At 65.7% G+C, this 21,845-nt stretch carries 20 protein-coding genes; 6 read left to right on the forward strand and 14 right to left on the reverse strand.

Annotated features, from left to right (window positions below):
- Window positions 1-34: 34 nt before the first annotated feature.
- Both B2246_RS23625 and B2246_RS23630 read right to left on the reverse strand, forming a co-directional pair.
- A complete protein-coding gene (locus tag B2246_RS23625; RefSeq protein ID WP_286881112.1) occupies window positions 35-1,003 on the reverse strand; it encodes a Bug family tripartite tricarboxylate transporter substrate binding protein in 969 nt (322 codons plus the stop codon).
- Between the two features lie 174 nt (window positions 1,004-1,177).
- Entirely contained in the window at window positions 1,178-2,089 is a 912-nt protein-coding gene (locus tag B2246_RS23630; protein WP_008652125.1) for a LysR family transcriptional regulator, read from the reverse strand.
- A gap of 174 nt (window positions 2,090-2,263) precedes the next feature.
- Here B2246_RS23630 and B2246_RS23635 point away from each other — a divergent pair, with 174 nt between their 5' ends.
- Both B2246_RS23635 and B2246_RS23640 read left to right on the forward strand, forming a co-directional pair.
- Window positions 2,264-3,619 carry an MmgE/PrpD family protein gene (locus B2246_RS23635; RefSeq protein ID WP_286881111.1) on the forward strand — a complete coding sequence of 452 codons (1,356 nt, stop codon included), beginning with the start codon at window positions 2,264-2,266 and terminating at the stop codon, window positions 3,617-3,619.
- 36 nt (window positions 3,620-3,655) lie between these two features.
- Window positions 3,656-5,803, forward strand: a complete 2,148-nt coding sequence (locus B2246_RS23640) for an acetate--CoA ligase family protein (RefSeq protein ID WP_286881110.1) — start codon at window positions 3,656-3,658, stop codon at window positions 5,801-5,803.
- A 50-nt stretch (window positions 5,804-5,853) separates the two neighbouring features.
- On the opposite strand, the gene B2246_RS23645 is transcribed toward B2246_RS23640, so the two are convergent.
- The 3 genes from B2246_RS23645 to B2246_RS23655 all read right to left on the reverse strand — a co-directional run bounded on the left by B2246_RS23645 (window position 5,854) and on the right by B2246_RS23655 (window position 8,248).
- Window positions 5,854-7,020 carry an MFS transporter gene (locus B2246_RS23645; RefSeq protein WP_286881109.1) on the reverse strand — a complete coding sequence of 389 codons (1,167 nt, stop codon included), beginning with the start codon at window positions 7,018-7,020 and terminating at the stop codon, window positions 5,854-5,856.
- Window positions 7,017-7,211, reverse strand: a complete 195-nt coding sequence (locus B2246_RS23650) for a hypothetical protein (RefSeq protein WP_286881108.1) — start codon at window positions 7,209-7,211, stop codon at window positions 7,017-7,019. Before B2246_RS23650 ends, B2246_RS23645 begins: the two co-directional genes overlap by 4 nt.
- A 134-nt stretch (window positions 7,212-7,345) precedes the next feature.
- Entirely contained in the window at window positions 7,346-8,248 is a 903-nt protein-coding gene (locus B2246_RS23655; RefSeq protein ID WP_008652132.1) for a LysR family transcriptional regulator, read from the reverse strand.
- Window positions 8,249-8,357: 109 nt separating this feature from the next.
- On the opposite strand from B2246_RS23655, the gene dkgB reads away from it, so the two are divergent.
- A complete protein-coding gene (gene dkgB / locus B2246_RS23660; protein ID WP_286881107.1) occupies window positions 8,358-9,161 on the forward strand; it encodes a 2,5-didehydrogluconate reductase DkgB in 804 nt (267 codons plus the stop codon).
- A 7-nt stretch (window positions 9,162-9,168) separates the two neighbouring features.
- Window positions 9,169-10,290, forward strand: coding sequence for an alkene reductase (locus B2246_RS23665; RefSeq protein WP_286881105.1), 1,122 nt, complete (start codon window positions 9,169-9,171; stop codon window positions 10,288-10,290).
- A 106-nt stretch (window positions 10,291-10,396) separates the two neighbouring features.
- Here B2246_RS23665 and B2246_RS23670 read toward each other — a convergent pair whose 3' ends face one another.
- Both B2246_RS23670 and B2246_RS23675 read right to left on the reverse strand, forming a co-directional pair.
- Window positions 10,397-11,608 (reverse strand): CaiB/BaiF CoA transferase family protein, encoded by a 1,212-nt coding sequence (locus B2246_RS23670; protein WP_008652112.1) that lies wholly within the window; start codon window positions 11,606-11,608, stop codon window positions 10,397-10,399.
- A 6-nt stretch (window positions 11,609-11,614) separates the two neighbouring features.
- On the reverse strand, window positions 11,615-12,448 hold the full coding sequence (locus B2246_RS23675) for an enoyl-CoA hydratase/isomerase family protein (protein ID WP_286881104.1): 834 nt from the start codon (window positions 12,446-12,448) through the stop codon (window positions 11,615-11,617).
- A 103-nt stretch (window positions 12,449-12,551) separates the two neighbouring features.
- Here B2246_RS23675 and B2246_RS23680 point away from each other — a divergent pair, with 103 nt between their 5' ends.
- Entirely contained in the window at window positions 12,552-13,547 is a 996-nt protein-coding gene (locus B2246_RS23680) for a LysR family transcriptional regulator (protein ID WP_215242825.1), read from the forward strand.
- Window positions 13,548-13,612: 65 nt separating this feature from the next.
- On the opposite strand, the gene B2246_RS23685 is transcribed toward B2246_RS23680, so the two are convergent.
- Genes B2246_RS23685 through B2246_RS23695 form a run of 3 tightly spaced genes read right to left on the reverse strand, consistent with a single transcriptional unit; the run spans window position 13,613 to window position 16,769 of the window.
- Window positions 13,613-14,584 carry a Bug family tripartite tricarboxylate transporter substrate binding protein gene (locus B2246_RS23685; protein WP_286881102.1) on the reverse strand — a complete coding sequence of 324 codons (972 nt, stop codon included), beginning with the start codon at window positions 14,582-14,584 and terminating at the stop codon, window positions 13,613-13,615.
- Window positions 14,581-15,621 carry an acyl-CoA dehydrogenase family protein gene (locus B2246_RS23690; RefSeq protein WP_286881101.1) on the reverse strand — a complete coding sequence of 347 codons (1,041 nt, stop codon included), beginning with the start codon at window positions 15,619-15,621 and terminating at the stop codon, window positions 14,581-14,583. The genes B2246_RS23685 and B2246_RS23690 overlap by 4 nt, the downstream gene beginning before the upstream one ends.
- Window positions 15,618-16,769, reverse strand: coding sequence for an acyl-CoA dehydrogenase family protein (locus B2246_RS23695; RefSeq protein ID WP_017511456.1), 1,152 nt, complete (start codon window positions 16,767-16,769; stop codon window positions 15,618-15,620). The genes B2246_RS23690 and B2246_RS23695 overlap by 4 nt, the downstream gene beginning before the upstream one ends.
- A gap of 250 nt (window positions 16,770-17,019) precedes the next feature.
- Here B2246_RS23695 and B2246_RS23700 point away from each other — a divergent pair, with 250 nt between their 5' ends.
- Window positions 17,020-17,985 carry a Bug family tripartite tricarboxylate transporter substrate binding protein gene (locus tag B2246_RS23700; RefSeq protein WP_286881099.1) on the forward strand — a complete coding sequence of 322 codons (966 nt, stop codon included), beginning with the start codon at window positions 17,020-17,022 and terminating at the stop codon, window positions 17,983-17,985.
- A gap of 41 nt (window positions 17,986-18,026) precedes the next feature.
- Here the strand turns inward: B2246_RS23700 and B2246_RS23705 are convergent, their stop codons facing one another.
- The 4 genes from B2246_RS23705 to B2246_RS23720 all read right to left on the reverse strand — a co-directional run bounded on the left by B2246_RS23705 (window position 18,027) and on the right by B2246_RS23720 (window position 21,779).
- Window positions 18,027-18,932 (reverse strand): DUF2950 domain-containing protein, encoded by a 906-nt coding sequence (locus B2246_RS23705; protein WP_286881098.1) that lies wholly within the window; start codon window positions 18,930-18,932, stop codon window positions 18,027-18,029.
- Between the two features lie 12 nt (window positions 18,933-18,944).
- Entirely contained in the window at window positions 18,945-20,276 is a 1,332-nt protein-coding gene (locus tag B2246_RS23710; RefSeq protein ID WP_414646348.1) for a DUF3300 domain-containing protein, read from the reverse strand.
- Window positions 20,277-20,538: 262 nt separating this feature from the next.
- Window positions 20,539-21,192, reverse strand: coding sequence for a HugZ family protein (locus B2246_RS23715; RefSeq protein ID WP_286881096.1), 654 nt, complete (start codon window positions 21,190-21,192; stop codon window positions 20,539-20,541).
- 293 nt (window positions 21,193-21,485) lie between these two features.
- The gene (locus B2246_RS23720) at window positions 21,486-21,779 is read right to left on the reverse strand and encodes a hypothetical protein (protein WP_008646551.1); all 294 of its coding nucleotides are present in this window, start codon (window positions 21,777-21,779) and stop codon (window positions 21,486-21,488) included.
- Between the last annotated feature and the right edge of the window lie 66 nt (window positions 21,780-21,845).

Genomic DNA, 21,845 nt, shown 5'->3' on the forward strand with positions numbered 1-21,845 from the left:
CTTGCGGGAAGGGTGCCGCGCCCAGATGGTCGACTCAGTCGATGCGGGCGCCAGAACTGATCACCACCGGCTTCCACGTCAGGTACTCGGCCGCCACGAACTTGCCGAACGCATCGGCCGTCATGTTCATCGACTCTGCGCCCTGCTGCGCGAACTTGCCACGCGTCTCGGGTTGGCTCAGCGCATCGGTCACGATCTTGTTCAACCTGGCGACGATTTCCGGCGGCGTGCCCTTGGGTGCGAACAGCCCGAACCATGCGCCTGTGACAAGGTTCGGCACACCGGCTTCCGCCATGGTGGGCACATCGGGCAGCGCCGACGAACGCTTGCGTGAGGTGACGGCGATGGCGCGAAGCTGACCGCCACGGATATGGGAAATCACCGACGGAATCGTCGCGAACATGAACTGCACACGTCCGGCCAACAGGTCGTTCAGTGCATCGGCGCCCTTGTATGGCACGTGTGTGGTCTTCGCGCCGGTACGCTCGTTGAACAGCACGCCCGACAGATGCGCGGCGGTGCCCACGCCGGTGGAGCCGAAGTTGAGGCCGTTCGGGTGCGCCTTCGCATAGGCGACGAGATCCTGCACGGACTTCACCGGCAGGCCGGGGTACACCACCAGCACGTTCGGCACATCGGCGATCGGGGCCACCGCTTGCAGGTCGGTTTGCGGATTGACCTTGAGCTTGCGATACAGCGTCGGGTTGATGGCCACAGGGCCCACCGACGTGGCCAGCAGCGTGTAGCCGTCCGCGTCGCTGCGGCCGACGAAGTCCGTGCCGATGTTGCCGCCCGCGCCGGGACGGTTCTCCACCACCACGCTCTCTCCAAGCGCCTTGCTCATCTGCTGCGCGACTTCACGCGCGAGGATGTCTGTGGTGCCGCCGGCGGTGAACGCCACGACGACGCGGATCGGCTTGGAGGGATACGGCTGCTGGGCGTGGCCGGTCGCGGCGCAGGCGAGCATCAGCCCGACGGCGGCGTGCCGCAGGAAATTCTTCATTGCTGTCTCCGATGAATCTTGTAATCAGCGCCCCCCTTTCAAGGCAGGGTGGGTGGCTGTTTTTCATCTTAGAGAGCTGACGTACCCGAGCTTTGACGATATGGAAACGCAGACTTCATTGCGGCTGTCATGCGCGATCGCGGCATCATGGGTACTCGTGGCGGCAGTGCGGTCTCAGCGCGGCTTCAGGAAATGCTGCTCCATCGCCTCGCAGCGGCTCAGGTATTCGAGCAGCCGCGCCACGCCGGACGGCAGGCTTTCCTTGTCGCGCACGCAGACGTAGAACTCTCGCTCGGCCCATGCGTCGCGCAGAGTCAGCAGTGACAGCCCCATCATCTGCAGGTAGTTCCTGGCGATGCCCTCCGGCACCACGGCAAGGCCCAGGCCTTCGCGCACCATGCGGCAGCGGGCCTCGAAGTTCGAGACCTGTGTCTTCACGGTCAGCGGGCGCGAGATCGTGCCTGACACTAGGGTGAGGAAGGCGTCGAACGTATGGCGCGGAAAGTAGCCAAGGAAGTCGTAGTCCAGTGCTTCCTCGAGCCGCAGCGACCCTTTCGCCTCCAGCGGGTGGCCGCGCGGCACGACCAGTCCGACACGGTCCTTGCGGTAGGGCAGGGAGTACACGCCCGGGCTCGGGCTGCGCGCGTGATAGATGCCGATGTCCGCATCGCCGTTGGCCACCATGCGCGGAATGTCGAAGCTGAATGCCTCGATCAGGTCGATGCGGGCATCGGGGTCGTGCTTGAGAAAGCCGCTGATATCGGTCGGCAGGAATTGCAGGATCGTCGACCGGTTCGATGCCAGGCGAATCTTGGCGATGCCGTCCATCGAGTAGGAGGCCAGTGCGTCCTGCGCCAGTTGCACGCTGCGCACGATGGCCTTGGCACGCTGATACAGCATGGCGCCCGCCGGTGTCGGCTCCACGCCCCGTCCATGGCGACGCAGCAGCGCCGTGCCCGCGCGGCGTTCCAGTTCGGCAATCCGCTTGCTGGCCGCGGAGGTGACGAGATTCTCTCGCTCGGCCGCGCGTGAAAGACTCTTCTCCTCGATAGCGGCGATCAGGATGGCAAGCGAGGCGATGTCCATGGGTGTGCGTGCTCGATTTGGAAAAGCTGGCGCGATGGTCGTGCCAGCCGGAGTATGCACCAGCCGCTTGCGCGCCGCATACACGTTCTGGCGCGGGAGCTTTCTCGAATCGTCAAAGCTGGGGCGGCTGCCGTTCGTACCATGGGAGGCATTCCTGCTCAGGAGACACATGGAATGCTGATCGACGATTTTGCCGAGTACGTCGGCGACCAGGCCCGCGCGACGCTGGCGGACGACGTCATGCACCACGCGCGACGCGCTGTGATCGACTGGTTTGCCGCCCTGATGGCCGGCGTGCCGATGGCGCCCGGACGCCAGCTTGTTGCGGCGCACCAGACGGAGACCGGCGTCGGGCGCAGCACGCTGGTCGGGCATGCCACCACGGCTTTTCCGGGGTTGGCGGCCTGGATCAACGGCAGCGCCTCGCACGCGGCCGAGTTCGACGACATCTTCCGCGATGCCATCTACCACCCGGGGTGTCCGACGATTGCCGCCGCCCTTGCGCTGGCGGAGCATCGGGACGCGAGCGGCACCGACTTCCTGCGTGCCGTGATTGCCGGCTACGAGGTCAGCACACGCATCGGGGCGGCCATCCAGCCGGCGCACTATCGCTACTTCCACACGACCGGCACCGTGGGCTGCATCGGCGCCGCGGCCGCTGGCAGCGTTCTGACGGCGCCCGGCAATGCACGTGCCGCCGCCGATGCCATGGCCACGGCCACGACATTCGCCTCTGGCCTGCAGCAGGCATTCCGGTCCGACGCGATGACCAAGGCGTTGCATGCCGGACATGCGGCACAGGTTGGCGTTCAGGCTGCGCAGGGCGCCGCGCATGGCGTGACGGGCGTGCACGACATTCTCGAAGGCGATGCTGGCTTCGGGGCGGCGATGTGCGGTAGCCCGGACTGGAGCGGTGTCACCAACGGCCTGGGCACTGACTTCAACATCACACGCATCACGCAGAAGAACCATGGCTGTTGCGGCCATACGTTCGCATCGATTGATGCCGCCATGCGCATCATGCGTGACAACGCGCTGGCGCCAGCGCGTATCGCGGCGGTCAACGTGCGCACCTATCAGGTGGCACTGGATGTGACCGGCAACTTCGACCCGAAAACGCCTTTTGAAGCCCGCTTCAGCCTGCCCTATGTGGTGGCGCACGGCATTCTGCATGGCGCGGTTCGGCTTGACGCGTTTGAACCGGCCAGGCTGGCTGACGCATCCATCCGCGCATTGATGAGCAAGATCCGGCTGACGGCCGATCCCGAACTGACTGCCGCCTTCCCGAAGCAGCGCGCGGCGCGGGTGGAAATCGAGATGACCGATGGCAGCCGTCACGCGCACTTCGCGCCATATCGCCTTGGTGACCCGGAAGCCCCGCTTGACGACGCGACGCTTGGCGACAAGTTCATGGAACTGAGCGCCCCCGCGCTCGGCTCCGTGCACGCCGCCCGTTTGCTCGACGCGCTCTGGCGCCTGGACGACCGGCCCTTGCGCTCGCTGGCCCTGGACAAGCTCCAGGTGGGCTGATCATTTCCCGACATCCAATCTTCTTCACGAAACACCATGACTAGCGTCGATCACGACACGAAGCGATCCACCGAACGGATCACGCGCGAACAACTGGCTCGGGCACTGTTCACCCCCGATGCTGTCGCGCTCGTAGGCGCCTCGGCCGACGAAAAGAAGAATACGGCCCGACCGCTGCGCTTCATGCGCAAGCATGGTTTCCAGGGGCGCGTGTTCCCGGTCAACGCCGGGCGTAGCGAGGTGATGGGCCTTCAGGCGTATCCAAGCGTCGCGGCGCTGCCAGCGGCGATCGACCACGCGTTTGTGATGGTGCCGGGCGCGCAGGTGGCCGAGGCACTTGAACAATCCGCCGCGCGTGGCGCGCGCGTGGTGACGGTCTTCTCCGACGGCTTCGCCGAGGTGGGCGAGGCTGGCATGGCCGCCCAGCAGGCGCTGGCGGCGCGAGCGCGTGAACTGGGCGTGCGGCTGCTGGGGCCGAACAGCATCGGCGTGGTCGACGTGCACAGCGGCGCCGTGCTTTCCGTCAACGCCGTGCTGGAAATGGATACGCTCCATCGCGGTCCTGTCAGCGTGATCTCCCAAAGCGGCTCCATGCTGGGCGCGCTGTTGTCGCGCGGCGCGGCGCGTGGGCTCGGGTTTGCCAAGCTGGTTTCGGTCGGCAACGAAAGCGACATCGGCGTGGGTGAACTGGTGGACCTGCTCGTCGACGACGCGGCTACCGAAGTCATCCTGCTGTTCCTCGAAACGATTCGCGATGCGGCGGTGCTGGGCCCCGCGCTCCGGCGCGCGCGTGCTGCGGGCAAGCCGGTGCTGGTCTACAAGCTAGGTCGCTCCGAGCAGGGCGAGGCGCTTGCGCAATCGCACACGGGGGCACTGGCCGGTAACGATGCGGCGGTCGATGCCTTCCTGCGCAAGCATGGCGCGATGCGCGTGGAATTGCTTGAAACGCTGTTCGAAGCCGCACCGCTGGCGTTGCGCTACGCAAGCCATGTGCCGGCGCTGACCCGTGCGCCGCGCGTGGCCGTGGTGACCACCACGGGCGGTGGCGCAGCGACCGTGGTGGACCGCCTGGGCCTGGCGGACGTGGAAGCGGTGCCGCCACCCGCATCGTTCGTCGCGCATATGGCTGAGCGCGGCGTGAAGATTCGCCAGACACCGATCATCGACCTGACGCTGGCGGCTACAAGTGCCCAGTACCGGGATCTGGTCGAGCAGATGCGGCTGAGTGACTGGTGTGACGCCGTGCTGTGCGTGGTGGGCTCGTCAGCGCAGTTTCATCCGCAGCTTGCCGTCAAGCCGATCGTCGAGGCTGCAGGCGTCGGCAGCAAACCGCTGCTGTCGTTCCTGGCTCCGGAAGCTCCGGAGTCCCTGCAATTGCTGCAGGCGGCGGGGGTGCCGGCATTCCGCACGCCGGAGAGCTGTGCCGATGCGCTGGCGTGCCTGTTCCGAGGCGCGCATGTCGGCGAAGACGCGTCCGAATCCTGTCTGCCCGTGCAGTGGCCGGCTGGCTTGCCGACGCTGGGTGATCTCTCTGAGCTTGAGGCAGCGACGGTGTTTGGTGCGCTGGGCGTGCCGATCGCGACGGCGGAACTGGTGACCGAAGGGGCGCTGCAGCACGCCGTGCCGTACCCGGTAGTGGCCAAGATCTGCTCGCGCGACATCCTGCACAAGACCGAGATCGGTGGTGTGCAAGTTGGCCTGCGCGACAACGCGGAACTGGCCGCCGCCGCCGAACGCCTGATGGACAATGCGCGCCGCGGCGCGCCCGCCGCGCGCATCGACGGCATTCTGGTCCAGCGCATGGAAGATCGTTTGCTGGAGTTGATGCTGGGCTTCCGCGACGACCCGCTGGTGGGGCCGATGGTCATGCTCAGCGCCGGCGGTATCACCGCCGAACTTCACCGCGATGTCAGTCTTCGCCCCGCGCCGGTGACGCCGGCAGAGGCCATGCAGATGATCGAGGAGGTACGCACGACGCGCCTGATTCGTGGCTTCCGTGGGCTGCCCCGGGGCGACGTAGATGCGCTGGCTGACGCGATCGTCCGATTCTCGCGTCTGGCCGCTGTGCAGGGCGTCACGGTTGCCGAGGCTGAAATCAACCCGTTGTTCGTGCGCGCCAATGGCGTGGTCGGCGTCGACTGCGTGCTGCGGCTCGCGCCTGCCACGGACACGGCAGGCGCATAGCGCGGACAACTGTAGCCTGTGGCGCTGTCCAAGCTCGTGCCAGCGGCGCGTTATGCCTTCACAGGCTGCGCGGCGCGCTTGCTGGCACGGCCGAGCCACACGAGCAGCACGCCCGATGCCGCCAGCAGGCCACCTGCTACCGGTACGACGGCGTAGCCGAGTCCGAGGCTGATGACACCGCCGCCGAGCGCGGCGCCCACCGCATTGCCGAGATTGAAGGCGCCGACGTTGATCGACGACGCGAGTCCGGGCGCTTCCGCAGCGGCTTCCATCACGCGCATCTGCAGCGGCGGCACCACGGCGAAGGCTGCCGCGCCCCAGACCAGCAGACCGATGGCCGCTCCGACATGGCTTTGCAGCGCGAACGGCAGTACCAGCATGATGACGGCGAGTGCGGCAAGGAAGGCCGTCGTCGCGCCGTCCAGCGAGCGGTCGGCAAGCTTGCCGCCAAGGTGATTGCCGATCGTGAAGCCCACGCCGATCAGTACCAGACCCAATGCAACGAAGTTGTCGGATGCGCCAGTCAGCCTGGCGAGCATCGGCGCCACATAGGTGTAGAGCGTGAACATCGCGCCCGCGCCGAGCACTGTCGTCGCCATGGCCAGCAGCACAGTCGGGTGGGTGAGCACGGTCAGCTCGCGTCGCACGTTCGGCCGTGTACCGCGCTCGCCCTTGGGCAAGGCGAGCCAGAGCGCGGCGATCGCAACCAGCCCGAGCGCGGCCGTGCCAGCGAACGCCAGGCGCCAGCCAACCTGCTGACCGATCCACGTGGCGGCTGGCACACCGCCGATATTGGCGATGGTCAGGCCCATGAACATCGTTGCCACGGCGCTGGCCTGCTTCTCCTTCGGCACCACGCTTGCGGCCACGACCGAGCCCAGGCCGAAGAATGCGCCGTGGTTGAGGCTGGTCACCAGGCGGGACGCGAGCAGCGTGCCGTATCCCGGTGCCAGTGCCGACAGCAGGTTGCCAACGGTGAAGATTGCCATCAGCGCCATCAGCGCGGTGCGCTTGCCGAATCGGCTGAACAGCAGCGTCATTACGGGCGCGCCGACCATCACGCCAATGGCGTAGGCGGTGATCAGCATCCCCGCGGTGGGAATGCTGACGTTGACGCCCTCGGCAATAACCGGGAGCAAGCCCATCGGCGTGAACTCGGTGGTGCCGATGCCGAATGCGCCGATGGCGAGGGCGAGCAGTGCGGTGTTCGATTTCATCGCGGCAGGCCCTTCAGAACGTCACGGATGGCGCCCGGTTCGATGCTGCGCGTCCAGTTGTGCGCCAGGCGGGCTACCGGATCGGGGTTGGCGACAAACGGCTCTGCGTGGGAGCGTGTCAGCGGCGCCACGGCGATGCGGCTGGAGAGCGTGCGCTCGCCCATGGCGAAGGGCTTGGACAGTTGGGACATTTGGCTGCGATCCACGATGGATTTTCGATGGATCGCAGTCTGCCCGGTTTATCTTTGCAGATTAAGACCGGTATTGGTCAAATACTTTTGATTCTGCATCAAGTATGGAGCGTGCCCACACGGGACGGATTTGCCTACCGTTCGAACGGCTGCTTGCCCAGTGTTTTGACCACATGGTCGAGAAAGCAGGTGATCCGTGACGCCAGCGCGGTGTTGCGATAGTAGACCGCGTTGATCGGCTGGCGCGCGTCCAGGGTTTGCTTCGCAAACAGCTGCACCAGCCGCCCGCTCTGCCGGTCCTCGAGCGTCATGAAGTCCGACAGGCAGACGATTCCCTGGCCCGCCAGCGCCAGGCTCCTGAGCGTTTCGCCGCTCGACGATGCAATCGTCGGCTTGATGTGCACGACGCCACCGGCGTCGTCGCGCAGCGGCCAGTCGTTCAGTGATTCAGGCTGGGTAAAGCCCAGCAGCGCATGTTGCGCGAGTTGCGCCGGCTTGGTGGGCGTGCCGTGGCGTTTCAGATACTCCGGGCTGGCCAGCACGCGGATCTGACTGATACCGATCGGTCGCGCATGCAGCGTCGAGTCCTTCAACTGGCCGATGCGGAACGCCACGTCGGTTCGTTTCTCGATCAGGTCGATGAAGCCTTCGTTCGAGTTCAGTTCCAGTTCCACCTCGGGGTAGCTGGCGCGGAATCCCGCCACCAGCGGCACGATCACGTGCAGCATGAACGGCGTGGCCGCGTCCACCCGCAAGCGCCCGACGGGTCGCATCTGCCGTGCGGCCATCTGTTCTTCCGCTTCGTCGACCATCGCCAGGATCGCGCGCGCGTGCTCCAGGAAGGCGGCGCCTTCCTCGGTCAGTTCCAGCCGCCGCGTGGTTCGTCGCAGCAGCGTGGTCTTCAGCTTCTCCTCCAGACGGCTCAAGGTCCGGCTGGTGGCCGAGATCGTCAGCCCCAGTTGTTCAGCCGCCGCCGTGATCGAGCCGGTGTCCACTACCGCGGCAAAGGCCAGCAGTTCGTCGATGGTGGTTTTCATTGTTGATCAAAATTCAAATGAATTTCATTTATACACGGCTTTATCCGCAAAGATAAGGGCGGCAAACTTCGTCCATCGAGATTGCATGAACCTTCACAGGAGTTACACCATGAGCATTCCTTCGTTTGGCGTTGGTACCTTCCGCCTGACTGGCCAGGTCGTTGTGGACTCGGTGCGCAATGCGCTGGACGTTGGCTACCGCGCCATCGACACCGCGCAGATCTACGGCAACGAGGCCGATGTCGGCCAGGCCATTGCGGATAGCGGTGTGAAGCGCGATGAACTGTTCGTGACCACCAAGATCTGGACGGCGAACTACGCCGCCGACAAGCTGGTGCCGAGCCTGCGCGAAAGCCTGGACAAGCTGCGCACTGACTACGTCGACCTGACGCTGATTCACTGGCCGGCGCCGGGCAACGGCGTGGCGCTGTCGGAGTACATGGCCGCGCTTGCCCAAGCCAAGGCGCTCGGGCTGACGCGCCAGATCGGTGTGTCCAACTTCAATATCGAACTGACCCGCCAGGCGATCGAGGCCGTTGGCAAGGGCGAGATCGCCACCAACCAGATCGAACTGAGCCCCTATCTGCAGAGCCGCAAGCTCACCGCGTTCCTGAAGGAACAGGGTATCGCCGTCACGTCGTACATGACGCTGGCCTACGGCAAGGTGCTGAAGGACCCGGTGCTGGCGCAGATTGCCGCGAAGCACCACGCCACCGTGGCGCAGGTGGCGTTGGCATGGGCGCTGCAACTCGGCTACGCGGTGATTCCGTCGTCGACCAGGCGCGAGAACCTGGCCAGCAACCTGCTGGCGCGCGACCTGAAGCTCGACGCCGACGACATGGCGCTGGTCGCCTCGCTGGAACGCAACGGCCGTGAAGTCAGCCCCGAAGGTCTGGCTCCGGTTTGGGATTAAGGAGATCATGATGACCCACGCCAGCAATCCGCTGTTCCAGCCGTATTCGTTCGGCTCCTTCACGCTGCCCAACCGCATCGTGATGCCACCGATGACGCGCTCGCGCGCCAGCCAGCCCGGTGATGTACCCAATGCGCTGATGGCCGAGTATTACGTGCAACGCGCCAGCGCCGGCCTGATCGTCAGCGAAGGCACGTGGATCTCGCCGCTCGGCAAGGGGTATGCGTGGACCCCCGGCATTCACACGCCGGAGCAGGTCGCCGGCTGGCGCAAAGTCACCACTGCCGTCCATCAGGCCGGCGGGCGCATCTTCGCGCAGCTTTGGCACGTTGGCCGCCTGAGCCATATCAGCCTGCTCGATGGCCATGCGCCGGTATCGTCGTCAGCCATCCAGGCGCAGGGCGTGAACGTGTTCGTCGCGCAAAGCGATGGCAACCCCGGCTTCGCCCAGGCGTCGCAGCCACGCGCGCTATCGGTGGCGGAAATCCACGCCATCGTCGACGACTTTCGCCAGGCCGCGCGCAATGCCATGGCGGCGGGCTTCGACGGTGTGGAGCTGCACGCAGCCAATGGCTATCTGGTCAACCAGTTCATCGACTCCGGCGCCAACGATCGCACCGACGAATACGGCGGTTCACTGGAAAACCGGCTGCGTTTCCTGGGCGAGGTGGCACGGGCGCTGATCGACGGCACGGGTGGTAAAGACCGCGTCGGCGTCCGTCTGGCGCCGCTGACCACGCTGAATGGTTGCGTCGATGCCGATCCCGAGACTACCTATACCGCTGCGGCCAGGTTGCTCGGCGAGATCGGCGTGGGCTACATCCATATCGCGGAAGCCGACTGGGAAGATGCCCCGCATATGCCGACGGCCTTCAAGCAGCAACTGCGCAAGGTCTATCCGGGCACGCTGATCTACGCCGGCAAGTACACGGCGGCGCGCGCCCAGGCCGCATTGAACGAAGGGTGGGCCGACCTGATCGCGTTTGGCCGCCCGTTCGTGGCCAACCCCGATCTGCCGGAGCGCCTGCGCACCGGCGCCACCCTCAACGCCCACGATCGCGACACGCTGTTCGGCGGCGACGCGCGTGGCCTGACCGACTATCCGCCACTTGTTGCCAAGGCGGCCTGAGCGTCGGTCAGGAGATGGAAGATGAAGGCGCTGGCAAGGATCGTGCTGGCCGCGATGCTGCCGTCGTTGACCTGAAGGGAGGTCGACGACGCGCGGCACCCACCGCTCAGCTTCCGCCAAGCGCCTTGATTTCGCTTTCCTCGAACCCGGCTTCACGCAGTACCTCGGCAGTGTCACGCCCCAGCGTCGGGGCGGGGCGGCGGATCGAGGTCGGCGTGCCCGCGAAGCGCGCTGTCGGCCGGATTTCCCGGATGGTGCCGACGACGGGATGCTTCGATTCCTGGAACAGGCCGACGGCCTTCAGGTGCGGATGCTCGGGCAGCGCTTCGAGCGAGTAGATCGGCGTGGCGGGGATGTCGAGTTGCTCGCAGAGCTTCATCCACTGCGCCGTCGTGCGAAGTGGCGCCAACTCCCGCAGGTGGCTGTACAACGTCTTGATGTGCGCATTGCGGTCGGCGCGGCTGGCGATGTTGTAGCGTTCGCCCAGATCGTCGCGGTCCACCTCGTGGAAGAAGGCCTTCCAGTGCTTGTCCGTGTATGGCAGCAGGCTCATCCACCCATCCTTGGTGCGCACGGGCTTGCGGCCGCCTTCGAGCAGGCGCGCGTAGCCGGCCTTGGTCTTGGAGCCCGGATAGGTCAGGCCACCCATATGCTCGGTGAGCACGAACGCGGCCATCGTTTCCAGCATCGGCACCTCGACGTACTGGCCACGGCCATGCCGCTCGCGATGGAACAGCGCGCCCAGTACCGCATTGGCGACGGCCAGGCCGGTGGTCTTGTCGGCGATCAGGCTCGGCAGATAGTCGGGCTCGTCGGTGTTGATCGACGCGGCGCCGACGAATCCGCAGGCGGCCTGGATGATGTCGTCGAACGCGGGCTTCTCGCGATCCGGGCCATCCTGGCCGAAACCGGTGGCGGCGCAGTAGACGATCTCGGGATTCAGTGCGCGCACGGCGTCATAGCCGAAACCCAGCCGCTCGATCGCCGAGACGCGCATGTTATGCACCAGCACGTCGACGGTTGGAATCAGGCGGCGCAATGCGGCGCGGCCGGCCTCGGTCTTCAGGTCCAGCACGACCGAACGCTTGTTGCGGTTCAGCGCCAGGAAGATCGAGCTCATGCCCGGCACCTCGACCACGCCGTTGGCGCGCATCAGGTCGCCTTCGGGCGATTCGATCTTGATGACGTCCGCACCCATGTCGGCCAACACCTGGGTGCCCATCGGGCCCAGCACCACAGCGGACAGATCGAGCACGCGCACGCCGGACAGTGGTCCGGCATCTGTTTTGGTTGAAACGGTCACGTAGATTCGCTCCATTGAGTATCAGCGACGACGGAAGTTCGGCGGACGGCGTTCGGCCATGGCTGCCACGCCTTCGCGAAAATCCTCGGTCGGGAATTGGGTGAGCTGGATGGCCAGCTCCTTCTGGTTGGCGGCGTAGATCGCATCTGCCAGCCCCTCGCGCAGCGCGGCGCGCGTGCTTTCCACGGCGAGCGGGGCCGAGATTGCGATCTCGGTGGCCAGCGCATGGGCGCGGGCCAGAACCTGGTCGGCCGGCACGAGTTCGTCGGCCAGTCCGATGCGCGTGGCGGTCTCGCCATCAATGCGGCGTCCCGTGTATAGCAGCAGCGAAGCCTGCTGGACTCCGATCAGGCGGGGCAGGGTCAGGCTCAGGCCGAAGCCGGGATGAAAACCCAGCCGGTTGAAGTTGACGCTGAACCGTGCCTCGGGGCAGGTGACGCGGAAGTCCGCCACGAGCGACAACCCTACGCCGGCGCCCACGGCCGCGCCGTGTACCGCGGCGACGATCGGCTTGCGCGTGCGGAAGAGTCGCATGGCCTGCTTGTAGAACGGGCTCGGGTCGCGGCTGACCGATGATGATGCTTGCTGGCCGGAGAAGTCCGCGCCGGCGCAGAAGGACTTGCCTTCGGCCGCCAGCACGATGGCGCGGCATTCGTCGTCGCCATCGAGTTGTTCGAGCGTGTCCGCCAGCAGGCCGACGAATGCCGGGTCGAGGTGGTTATGGGGCGGCCTGCGAATCAGGAGCTGGACGACATGTCCGTCGCGCGTGACCTGAAGGGAATCCTGGCCGCTGGTAGAGGGAACGGTAGAGGAAGCAGTAGAGGAAGCGGTAGACGAAGCGTTAGGGGGCGTCATGTCGATGGGCTTGGTTCAGTGGAAAGGTTTCCCCGCCGGGCGGGGTTGAAATGCTGCATACTGCGTTATGCCTTATTCAATATGGATTTGAAGCGCAATAGCGATGAACGAATCTCGTTTCAGCGACACCCCAGGCACGGACGGCACGGAGACGCCGGAAGGCCGCGACAGCAGACGACCGGCGCTTGCCGAACTGCGCAAGAAGGATCTGAACCTGCTGGTGGTGCTGGCCGCCATGCTCGAGAGCAACAGCGTCAGCGAGGCCGCCAGGCGGCTGGACAGCACCCAGCCCTCGATGAGCCGGATGCTCGACCGGCTGCGCGACGATCTCGGCGATCCGCTGCTGATCAAGAGCGCGCACAAGATGCTGCCGACGCGCCGCGCCCAGGACATCCGCGGCGCGCTCGATGACGTGTTGCGTGCCATCGAAGGCGTCTACCAGCAGGGCAGCGACTACAACCCGGCGATGGAGACCGGCACGTACGTGATCGGTATCAACGATTCCCTGCAGGCGTTGATTGCCCCGGCGTTCCTGGCCAGCCTGCGCCAGGTGGCGCCGCGCGCGCGGGTCCGGATGCAGCCCGTGCCACAGCAGGGCGGCATTTCTGCGATGACCAGCGGGGCGATCGACCTGATGGTGGCGTTCTATCCGGTGGATATGGAATCGCTGCGCTCCGAACTGTTGCTGACGACGCGCTTCGGCTGCCTGTCGGCCAGATCCAATCCGCATATCGGCGCGATCACCTCGGCGCGTGAACTGGCATCGCTCGACTGCCTCGACATCTCGCAGTTCGGCCTGATCACGCGGTTGCTCGACCGCTACTTCCAGTCGCACGGCCTGCATCGGCGGATCGTCGGCACACTGACCAGCTACCTGGCCGTGGCCGACGCGATTCACGACACCGAGATTTACGCGATGATTCCGGACTACCTCGCCAGGCCGCTGTGCCGGCATCCCGGCATGCGCTTCTCGCCGATGGAGGACGAAGGCATGGCCGTGCCGATTCATCTGTGCTGGCACAACAACGTCCACTCGCACCCGTTCGTCACGGTGCTGCGGTCGCTGCTGGCATCCGCCGCGCGTCACGTCGCCGCCTAGGCAGTCGTCGGGTTCACGCATCGCTCGCGCATCGCTCACACGTCGTTTACGCGTCCGCTCGCCCATTACTCGGGCTTGATGCCGGCCGCTGCGGCAACCTTGCGGAACCGGGCCATCTCGCGTTCCTGGAACTGGCGCATTTCCTTCGGCGGGTAAGGCATGGGATCGCCGCCCTTGGTGGCCAGGAATGCGTCGGACTCCGGTGACTTGAGGGCCGACTGCACGGCGGTGGCCAGCTTGTCAGTGATGTCGTCGGGCGTTCCCGCGCGGACGTAGAACGACACCCAGCTGTACTGCGCGTAGTCCGGGTAGCCGCTTTCCTTAATCGTCGGCACGTTCGGGAAGTCGCGATGCCGCGTCTCGCCGGTGACAGCCACCGCGCGGATCTTGCCTTCCTTGAGTAGCGTGATGGCGCCGCCCAGATCGACCACGGCCATATCGAGCTGCCCGCCGATGACATCGGTCATGATCTGGGCCTGCCCCTTGTACGGCACGTTGACGAACTGGACGCCGGCGAGGTTGGCGAACCACGCCGCCGCCAACTGGTAGCCCGCCGAGTACGTGCCGACTGCCAGCGGCTTGCCACGGTCTTTCGCGTGGGCAACCAGGTCGGCCACGGTCTTGATCGGCGACTTCTCCGGCACCAGGAACACATTCATGTTCCTGCTCAACCCCGACACCGGCTTGAGATCCTTCAGCGGGTCATAGGGCAGGCTCTTCATCACGATTGGATTGACCGACATTGGCGAGTTGCTGGCCAGCAGCACCGTGTAGCCATCCGCCGGCGCGTTCTTGAGCGCCTGGATGCCGATCAGGCCGTTAGCGCCGGGCCGGTTCTCGACGACCACGGGCTGCCCCAGCGTGCGACCCATCTGCTCGCCGTAGTAGCGTGCCGACGTATCGGAGCCGCTGCCAGACGTGAATGGCACGATCACGCGAATCGGCCGCGTTGGGAATTCCTTGGCCGTTTCCGCATGGACTGACGCTGACAGCGTCAGCAGGCCAATCATCGCGAGAAGGGCTCGACGTGTATTCATGCGGCCTCCGTCAGTCTTTCCCACAGCGTGTCGCCGCCGTGTTCGATTGCCATCTTGCCGAGCTTCGCGGCCCATTGCGCCTCGCTGCCGTACTCGGCGCGCCAGGACCACAGGCGCCGCGTGGCGTAGTGCAGCGAGTGCTCGCGCGTGAAGCCGATGGCGCCATGCACCTGGTGCGCGATCGCGGGTGCGCGGCCGGCGGCCAGACCACAGATGATCTTGGCGATCATGGCCTGCTGTGCCCAGTCCTTGCCCGGCAACGCCGCGCAGGCGCTGGCCACGGCCATGCGCGAGGCGACCACTTCGTTGGCCAGTACCGCAAGCTGTTGCTGGATCGCCTGGAATTTGCCGATGGGCCGGCCAAACTGGATGCGTTCGGTGGCGTATTGCACGGTCTGGTTCAGCACGCGTTCGAGCACGCCGGTGATCTGGATGGCGCGCATCAATGCGCCGAGCGCCGCCGGATCATCGCATCCCTCCAGCGGCTGCTGCGTCGACGCGGCTGTTGCCACGGCGTCGACGAACGTGAGCCTGTCACGCGGTTCGCCAGCGATGTTGGCATCCTCGCGTACTGAAGCGTGCTTGGTCGACAGCAACAGCCAGGCGTTGGCGGCGCGCACCAGCACGTGTTGCGCGTGTCGGCCCCAGGGGACTTCCACTTCCGCGCTCAGCCGCCAGGTGTCGCCATCCTGGCTCGCGGTCGGGGCCGTGGACAGATCGGCAAGGACCAGCAGGCCCTGCGGCGCTTCGATGCCAAGACGGCTCAGCAGCCACGTGGCCGTTGCGGCATCGACGAACGGCAGCGGCGTGACCGTGCGGCCGGCGGCCAGCATCACCGGCAGCGCTTCCGTCCAGCTCGCGTTGGCGCCACCGGCTTCCTCGCTGGCAAGCACGTGCACCAGACCGCTCTTGTCCACGGCATTCCAGAGTGATTGCGGAAACTCGCCGCGCTCCATCGCTTCGGACTGTTCGAGCGTGACCTCGTTGCCGAACAGGCGCTCCGCGCTGTCGGTCAGCATTTGTTCGAGTTCGTTCATCGGATTCCCAGCCCTCGCGCAATGATTCCCCGCAGAATTTCACGCGTGCCGCCCCGCAGGGAGAACGAGGGCACACTCTGGGTCAGGTAGGCTTGCGTCGCGACGAACGGGGAGCCGGTGCGGCGCAGTTCATTGCCGAACAACGCGTGGGCCACCTCAGGGATACGCTGTTCGAACAGCGCGCCCATGTCCTTGACGTTGGCAGCGGCCAGTTGCGGGTTCTCGCCACGATTGAGCATGGCCGCGATGCCGCGAGACATCTGGCGCAGATTGCTCAGCTCCGCGACGAGGTAGCCGATTTCCACCGCCTGGCGCGAGTCGGTTGCGTCCGCCGCATCCACCATCTCGGCCAGCAGCGCGTAGCTGCTCAGATAGCGTTCGGGGCCACTGCGCTCGAATGTGAGCTCGGCCGTGACCTGGGCCCAGCCATCGCCCTCGGTGCCGATCAGCATCCGGTCCGGCACGAAGACGTTGTCGAACACGACCTCGTTGAAGCCCTCGTGACCCGCGAGGTTCTTGATCGGGCGCACCTGCAGGCCGCTCGACGTCATGTCGACCAGGAACTGCGACAGGCCCTTGTGCTTGTCGTCCGCGCCACGGTCGGTGCGCACCAGCGCGATCATGTATTGCGAATGATGCGCGTTGGAGGTCCAGAGCTTGGTGCCGTTGATGACCCATCCGCCATCCACGCGATCGCCACGTGTGCGGATCGACGCCAGGTCGGAACCGGAGTCCGGCTCGCTCATGCCGATGCAGAAGCGCACCTCGCCGCGCGTGATGCGCGGCACGATGTCCGCCGCCACGCTCTTGTCCGCGTAACGCATCAGCAGCGGGCCGCTCTGGCGCTCGGCAACCCAGTGGCCGCCAACGGGCGCGCCTGCCGCGAGCAGTTCCTCGAGCACCACGTAGCGCTCTAGCATCGAGCGTTCACCGCCGCCGTAGGACTTGGGCCACGTCATGCCGATCCAGCCACGCGCACCCAGCGCGCGGCTGAATTCGGGATCGTAGCCAGACCAGCTCTTGGCGCGCAGTTGGGGGGGCCGGTTGCCGAGGGTCTCCGCCAGGAATGCGCGGACTTCCTGGCGCAGCGGCGTCAGTGCGTCGTCGGGATCGGCTGGCCGTATCACGACCTTGCTGGCTATCTCCAACTCTGTCTCCTTGCGATTTTTGAGAGTGAGCCGAGGTTAGCAGTGGCCTTCCAGACGCGCCTATCGCAGCCGTGAGATAACGGAAATTCACCGCGCATGCGGCAGTGCAGCGTAACGGTGTGCCATGCCGACGTGCGCATAACGAATATGCCTCCGTGTGCATTGCGACATGCCGCACGCTTCCCTTACGCTTCTTCTTTCATGATGAAAGCGGGTGGCACGTATCACCCCGAAGAAGGAGACTGTAGATATGCGGCGTTTGCTTCTCGCCTGTCTGATTGCCACGCTCGGGGTCTCCGGGCTGGCACACGCCAACGCGAATAATTACCCCAGAAAGCCCGTCAAGATCGTGGTGTCGTTCCCGCCTGGCACGGGCTCGGACAGCAGCGCGCGGTTCCTGGCCCAGAAACTCGAGGCGCGTTTCGGCCAGCCTTTCGTGGTGGAAAATCGCCCGGGTGCCAACAGCTTCATCGCCGCGCAGGCGGTGGCGAAGGCGGACCCGGATGGCTACACGTTGTTTGTGGCGAGCAATTCGCCGATGGCGACCAACGTGGTCCAGTTCAAGACGCTGCCCTATGACCCGGTACGCGATTTCGCGCCCGTGGCGCGGCTTTACTACGGGGCGATGATCCTGTCGGTGCGCGCCGATTCGCCCTACAAGACCGTGGCCGATCTGGTGGCCGCCGCCAAGGCGAAGCCAGGCAAGCTCAGCTATGGCTCGGGTTCCGCGTCGTACCAGATCGCCACCGAGCTGTTCATGAAGCAGGCCGGTATCACTGCCGTGGCCATTCCGTACAAGGGCGCTGCCCCGGCTGTCGCGGATCTCGCCGGTGGCCAGGTGGACTTCGCGATGTCGGACTACCTTGCCGCTTCCGCACTGTCGCAGGCCGGCAAGACGCGCATCATTGCCGTGGGCGGCGACAAGCGGCTGCCGTTGGAGCCTAATGTGCCGACGCTGCAGGAACTCGGCTACAAGGACTACTACATGGTGAGCTGGGTGGCGCTGTTCGCGCCGGCGAAGACGCCGCCGGCGATCGTCAAGAAACTCAGCGATGCCACGGTCGAGATCATCAGCAGCAAGGAAGCGGCCGAGTTCGTGGGCCGTACCAACGGCCAGATCTTCGCGGGTGGGTCGGAGGTGCTGCGGAAATACCAGCTCGACGAAATCCAGCGCTGGACGAAGGCCGCGGAAATCGCGGGTATTCCGAAGGAGTGATTCAGAGAAGCGGAAGGTGACGCTGCGACCCTACTACCCTGCTACGGCGCCACCTTCCGCCATCCCGCCCCCGGATCGAAGGTCCGGATCTCCTTGGCCTTGACCGCGCTGTCGGCGCCAAGGTCACGCTCGTAGACCTGGCCATCGTGGCTGACCATGAAGCTCATGACGCCGGTGTCCTGATAACGCGCCGGCCATGCCAGCACGGCAAAACCGCCGAACAGCTTGCCATTGACCACATAGCTGTAGGCCCCGCCCGGGGCGTTGGGGCCTTGCGCGTCCAGCAGCTTGTAGTGATATCCGTAATAGCCATCCTTGCTGGCATGGCTCGTTCCCGCGCCGCGAAACGCTGCGCCTAGCGGGCTCTGTGGCTCGCCGGGCGCGGAGGCCCAGTAGAGGCCGTCCTGCTTGCCGGGCGTGCTCGACAGCTTCGATGCGTACACCAGCGTCTTGCTGCCGTCGTGCAGCGTCAGCGCGTATTCGGCCTGTGCGTCGGTGATCGCCAGCATGGTCTGGATGACGGCCAGCTCGTTGCGGCCCACCCTGCGCACCCGCATTTCCTCCACGCCGGCCAGCGTGTCGAACTGCCAGCCCTTGCTGCCCTTCACCAGCGGAATGGGGAAGGTCCAGCCGTCGTCTCCCACGTCGATATAGGCGCGATTCTCTTTCTGATCGACAGCGTGGGACTTGCCCCAGGCTGTCAGGAACTTGCTGCGGACCTCGGCGCCCACCGGCGGAATGATGTCGCGGAACTTGCCGCCGAACAGTTTCTGCAGCGTCGGCTCGTCGTCGTTGATGACGGCGTTGCCGAAGGTGGTCATCGCGGCCTCGGGCGTGGCAAAGACCTCGTTGGCGTGCGCCGCGGGCGTCAGGCTCGCGGCTGCACCCAGCAGCAGCGTGCACAGGGTGCGGCGAAGTGTTGCGCGGATTGGCGTCGTCAGTGTCATGGTTGCCTCCGCTTATCGACGTCCACCGCCGCCGCGGCCGCCACCGAAACCGCCGCCACCGCCGCGCGCGCCGCCCGAATATCCGCCGCCGCGATTGAAGCCCGAGGACTGCATGCTGGAACTGCCGCGATTGGTGTTGTTCTGCGTGCCGGCGCCATTGCCGACGCCCTGGAAGCCGTTGTCCCGCCCGCCGAATCCCGCGCTGTAGCGGTCGGCGGCTTGTGCGCGGTCGGCGGTGCCGGCCCGGTTGCCTGCCGCCGCGCGATCCGCCGTCGCGGGTCGGTCGGACGTGCCCGCGCGGTTGCCGCCGTTCATGCGGTCCGAGGCTGATGGGTTGCCGCCGGCCATGCGGTCGGAAACCCCGGCGCGATTGCCGGCGCCCGGATCGCGGCCACGGTAGTTGGCGCGCCGGTCGGCGGCGCCAGCCTGCTCGCGGCCGAAGCGTTCGCGCGTGGCGTTATCGCGATAGGCAACGCCCTTGCGATGATCGACGCTGTGCTCCCATCGACTGCTGCCCTGGCCACCTTGCCCACCATTGCGATCGAAATTGCGGTCGATGTTGGTGGCCTTGTGGTGGTCGACGTAGACGTCGCCCCCGCCCCAGTTGCAGTCACCGAAGATGGCTGCCGCGGCGGCGAGACCGAACCCGAATGCCAGGCCGCTGCCGAACGCGTAGCCCGGGTAGTACGCCCGGTAGGGTGGCCAGTAGTAATAGGGGTAGGCGGGATAGGCCCAGCCGCCATAGACCACCGCCGGGTCATAGGCGGGCACGTAGATCACCTCCGGGTTGGCCGGCTCGATCCGCACGATAGTCTGCGACACCGCGCCCGGCGTGGTCGCCGGCTCGACGATCACGCGTTGCTGCTCGTTCGATTGCAGATTGCCGGCATCGCGGGCACGCGCGCGCAGTCGCTGTACCGCTGCGAGCACATCCTTCTCCTGGGCCAGGAATGCGTCACCGAGCTTCTGGGTCCAGTCGAGCTTGTCGTACATCGGTTCGAGGATCTGCGGGAATGCCACCAGCGACTTGACGCTGACGTCCCACGATTCGTTCTGCACGGCCTTGACCGCGGCATCGCCTTTCTCGCCGGGGTGCGACTTCACCCAGCGGGCGGCATAGACGATCTCCAGCGGATAGGTCGACGCCATCAGCACCTGCGACAGCACGGTATCGGGATAGAGCGCGATCGGCGCGACCAGTGCCTCGATCTCCTCGGCCTTGAACGGCGCGGGGGCAGGAGCGGGCTTTTCCTGGGCCATGACGCTGGTTGCCACGAGGGCCATGCCGGCGAGCAGGGCGGCGCCGATGGTGGGCGCCAAGCGTTGCATCCAATGGTGGATCATGGTCTGGCCGCAGTAGTTGTCAGCGTACCTGTACGACTATGGGATGAGATCCGGATGCCTGCAATTTCCCCAAAGGGTAAGGTCGGGTGCGCCGCGCGGGGAATGCTGCTCTGCACGATGGTCGCTTCGGTCCCCATCACTGGTATGTGATAGGGCACCGCACGCGAAAAGTCCAAGCCAGCGACCGGCGGGTGCGTGCTGCTGCATATCGCGCGTCAGCGCTTCAGCACGTTTGCGCGGGCAGTGCCGGCCGGTCAAGCCATCATTGCCGCGCCGCCGTGATCGCCGTGATCGCGTGAGTGGCGGCCTGGATGGCTTCGTCGATCGGCGCCGTGCCGGCAAGACGATGTCGGTGGCGGCGCCCATTGATCTCGACGTCGACGCCGAGCGGATCGATGCCGAGCACGCGCACGCTTTCGGGAACCAGGCGGGACATTCTGCTCACGAGATCGGCTTCTTCTTGCGCGGGGAGCGTGGGCACAGCGTCCAGATCGGCTTGTTCCACCCAACCCATCCTGCCGACGCCGGCGATGAACCGTACCTTGAGCGGCTTCAGCCGGAAGAACGCGAAATCGAGCGCCAGCAGACGTTCGGCGCCGGGCTCATAGCGCAGGTAGCGGTCGCGCAGGGCAGTAGCAGGCTCGAAGCGTTCCGCGTCTCCAACGATCGTCAGCCGGCTGGCGGCCTGCACATCCGTGGCGTCCGGCTGCAGCACCGACAGGCTCATCCGCGTATCCGCGAGCAGGTTCTTCGTGTGTTCGGCCAGGGCGCTGATGCAGATGACCGGTTGATGCGCGTGGTCCGTGACGTAGGGCACCACGGTGGCGTAGGGATAGCCGGCCAGGACGGACGATTGCGTGGCAAGCGTGCCGAAGGCGGCTTCGTGCAGCAGATGGATGGCGTGTACGGTGAGCATGCTGATCCCGGGGCTAAGAAGTCATTTCAAAAAGATTCTGGCGTCGTTGCGGGGCCTTGCCGTACTACTTGCACTGTCTGCGGCCCCGCGTCTAGCCAGAACCGCTTCGCTTCATTAAGTCGTGGAGACATGCCGTCATGGTCGCACAGATGATCGGATGACAAAGCGGAGAGGCAAGCGCGGAGACCTTCCTCTCGCTTGCGCTCTCCGCAAGAGCCCGTGGTTCGAGCGTCGCCGCCACGGCATTCGCCTTGACCGTGGCGGTGAACCCCCCGATAACTCGACGCCGGGGCTTACTGCTTCTTGGAGTTGTCCGGAGCAGCGGTCTTGGCAGCGCCGGCCGTCGCGCCGGTGGTGTCAGTGGACTTCGCCATGTCGGTCGTGGCCTTGGCCTTGTGATGCGTGCCCTTGGCGGTGGACTTGTGCGTGCCGGTATGAACGTCGGCCTTGTCCTTGTGGGCGCTGGCCTGAGCCTGCGCCGGTTCCGACTTCGACGGGGTGGCCGAGGCGGCAGCCGGTGCGCCGGTCTGCGCGAAAACGGTACCGACGAAAGCGACGGATGCGAGAGCAGCGAACAGCTTCTTCATGATGTCAACTCCTGGGAGATTGTTAGCTCGACAATGCGTCGTGCTTACCGGAAAAAACGGCACGCG

The organism is Cupriavidus sp. UBA2010, assembly GCF_002335265.1.
GTDB lineage: Bacteria > Pseudomonadota > Gammaproteobacteria > Burkholderiales > Burkholderiaceae > Cupriavidus > Cupriavidus metallidurans.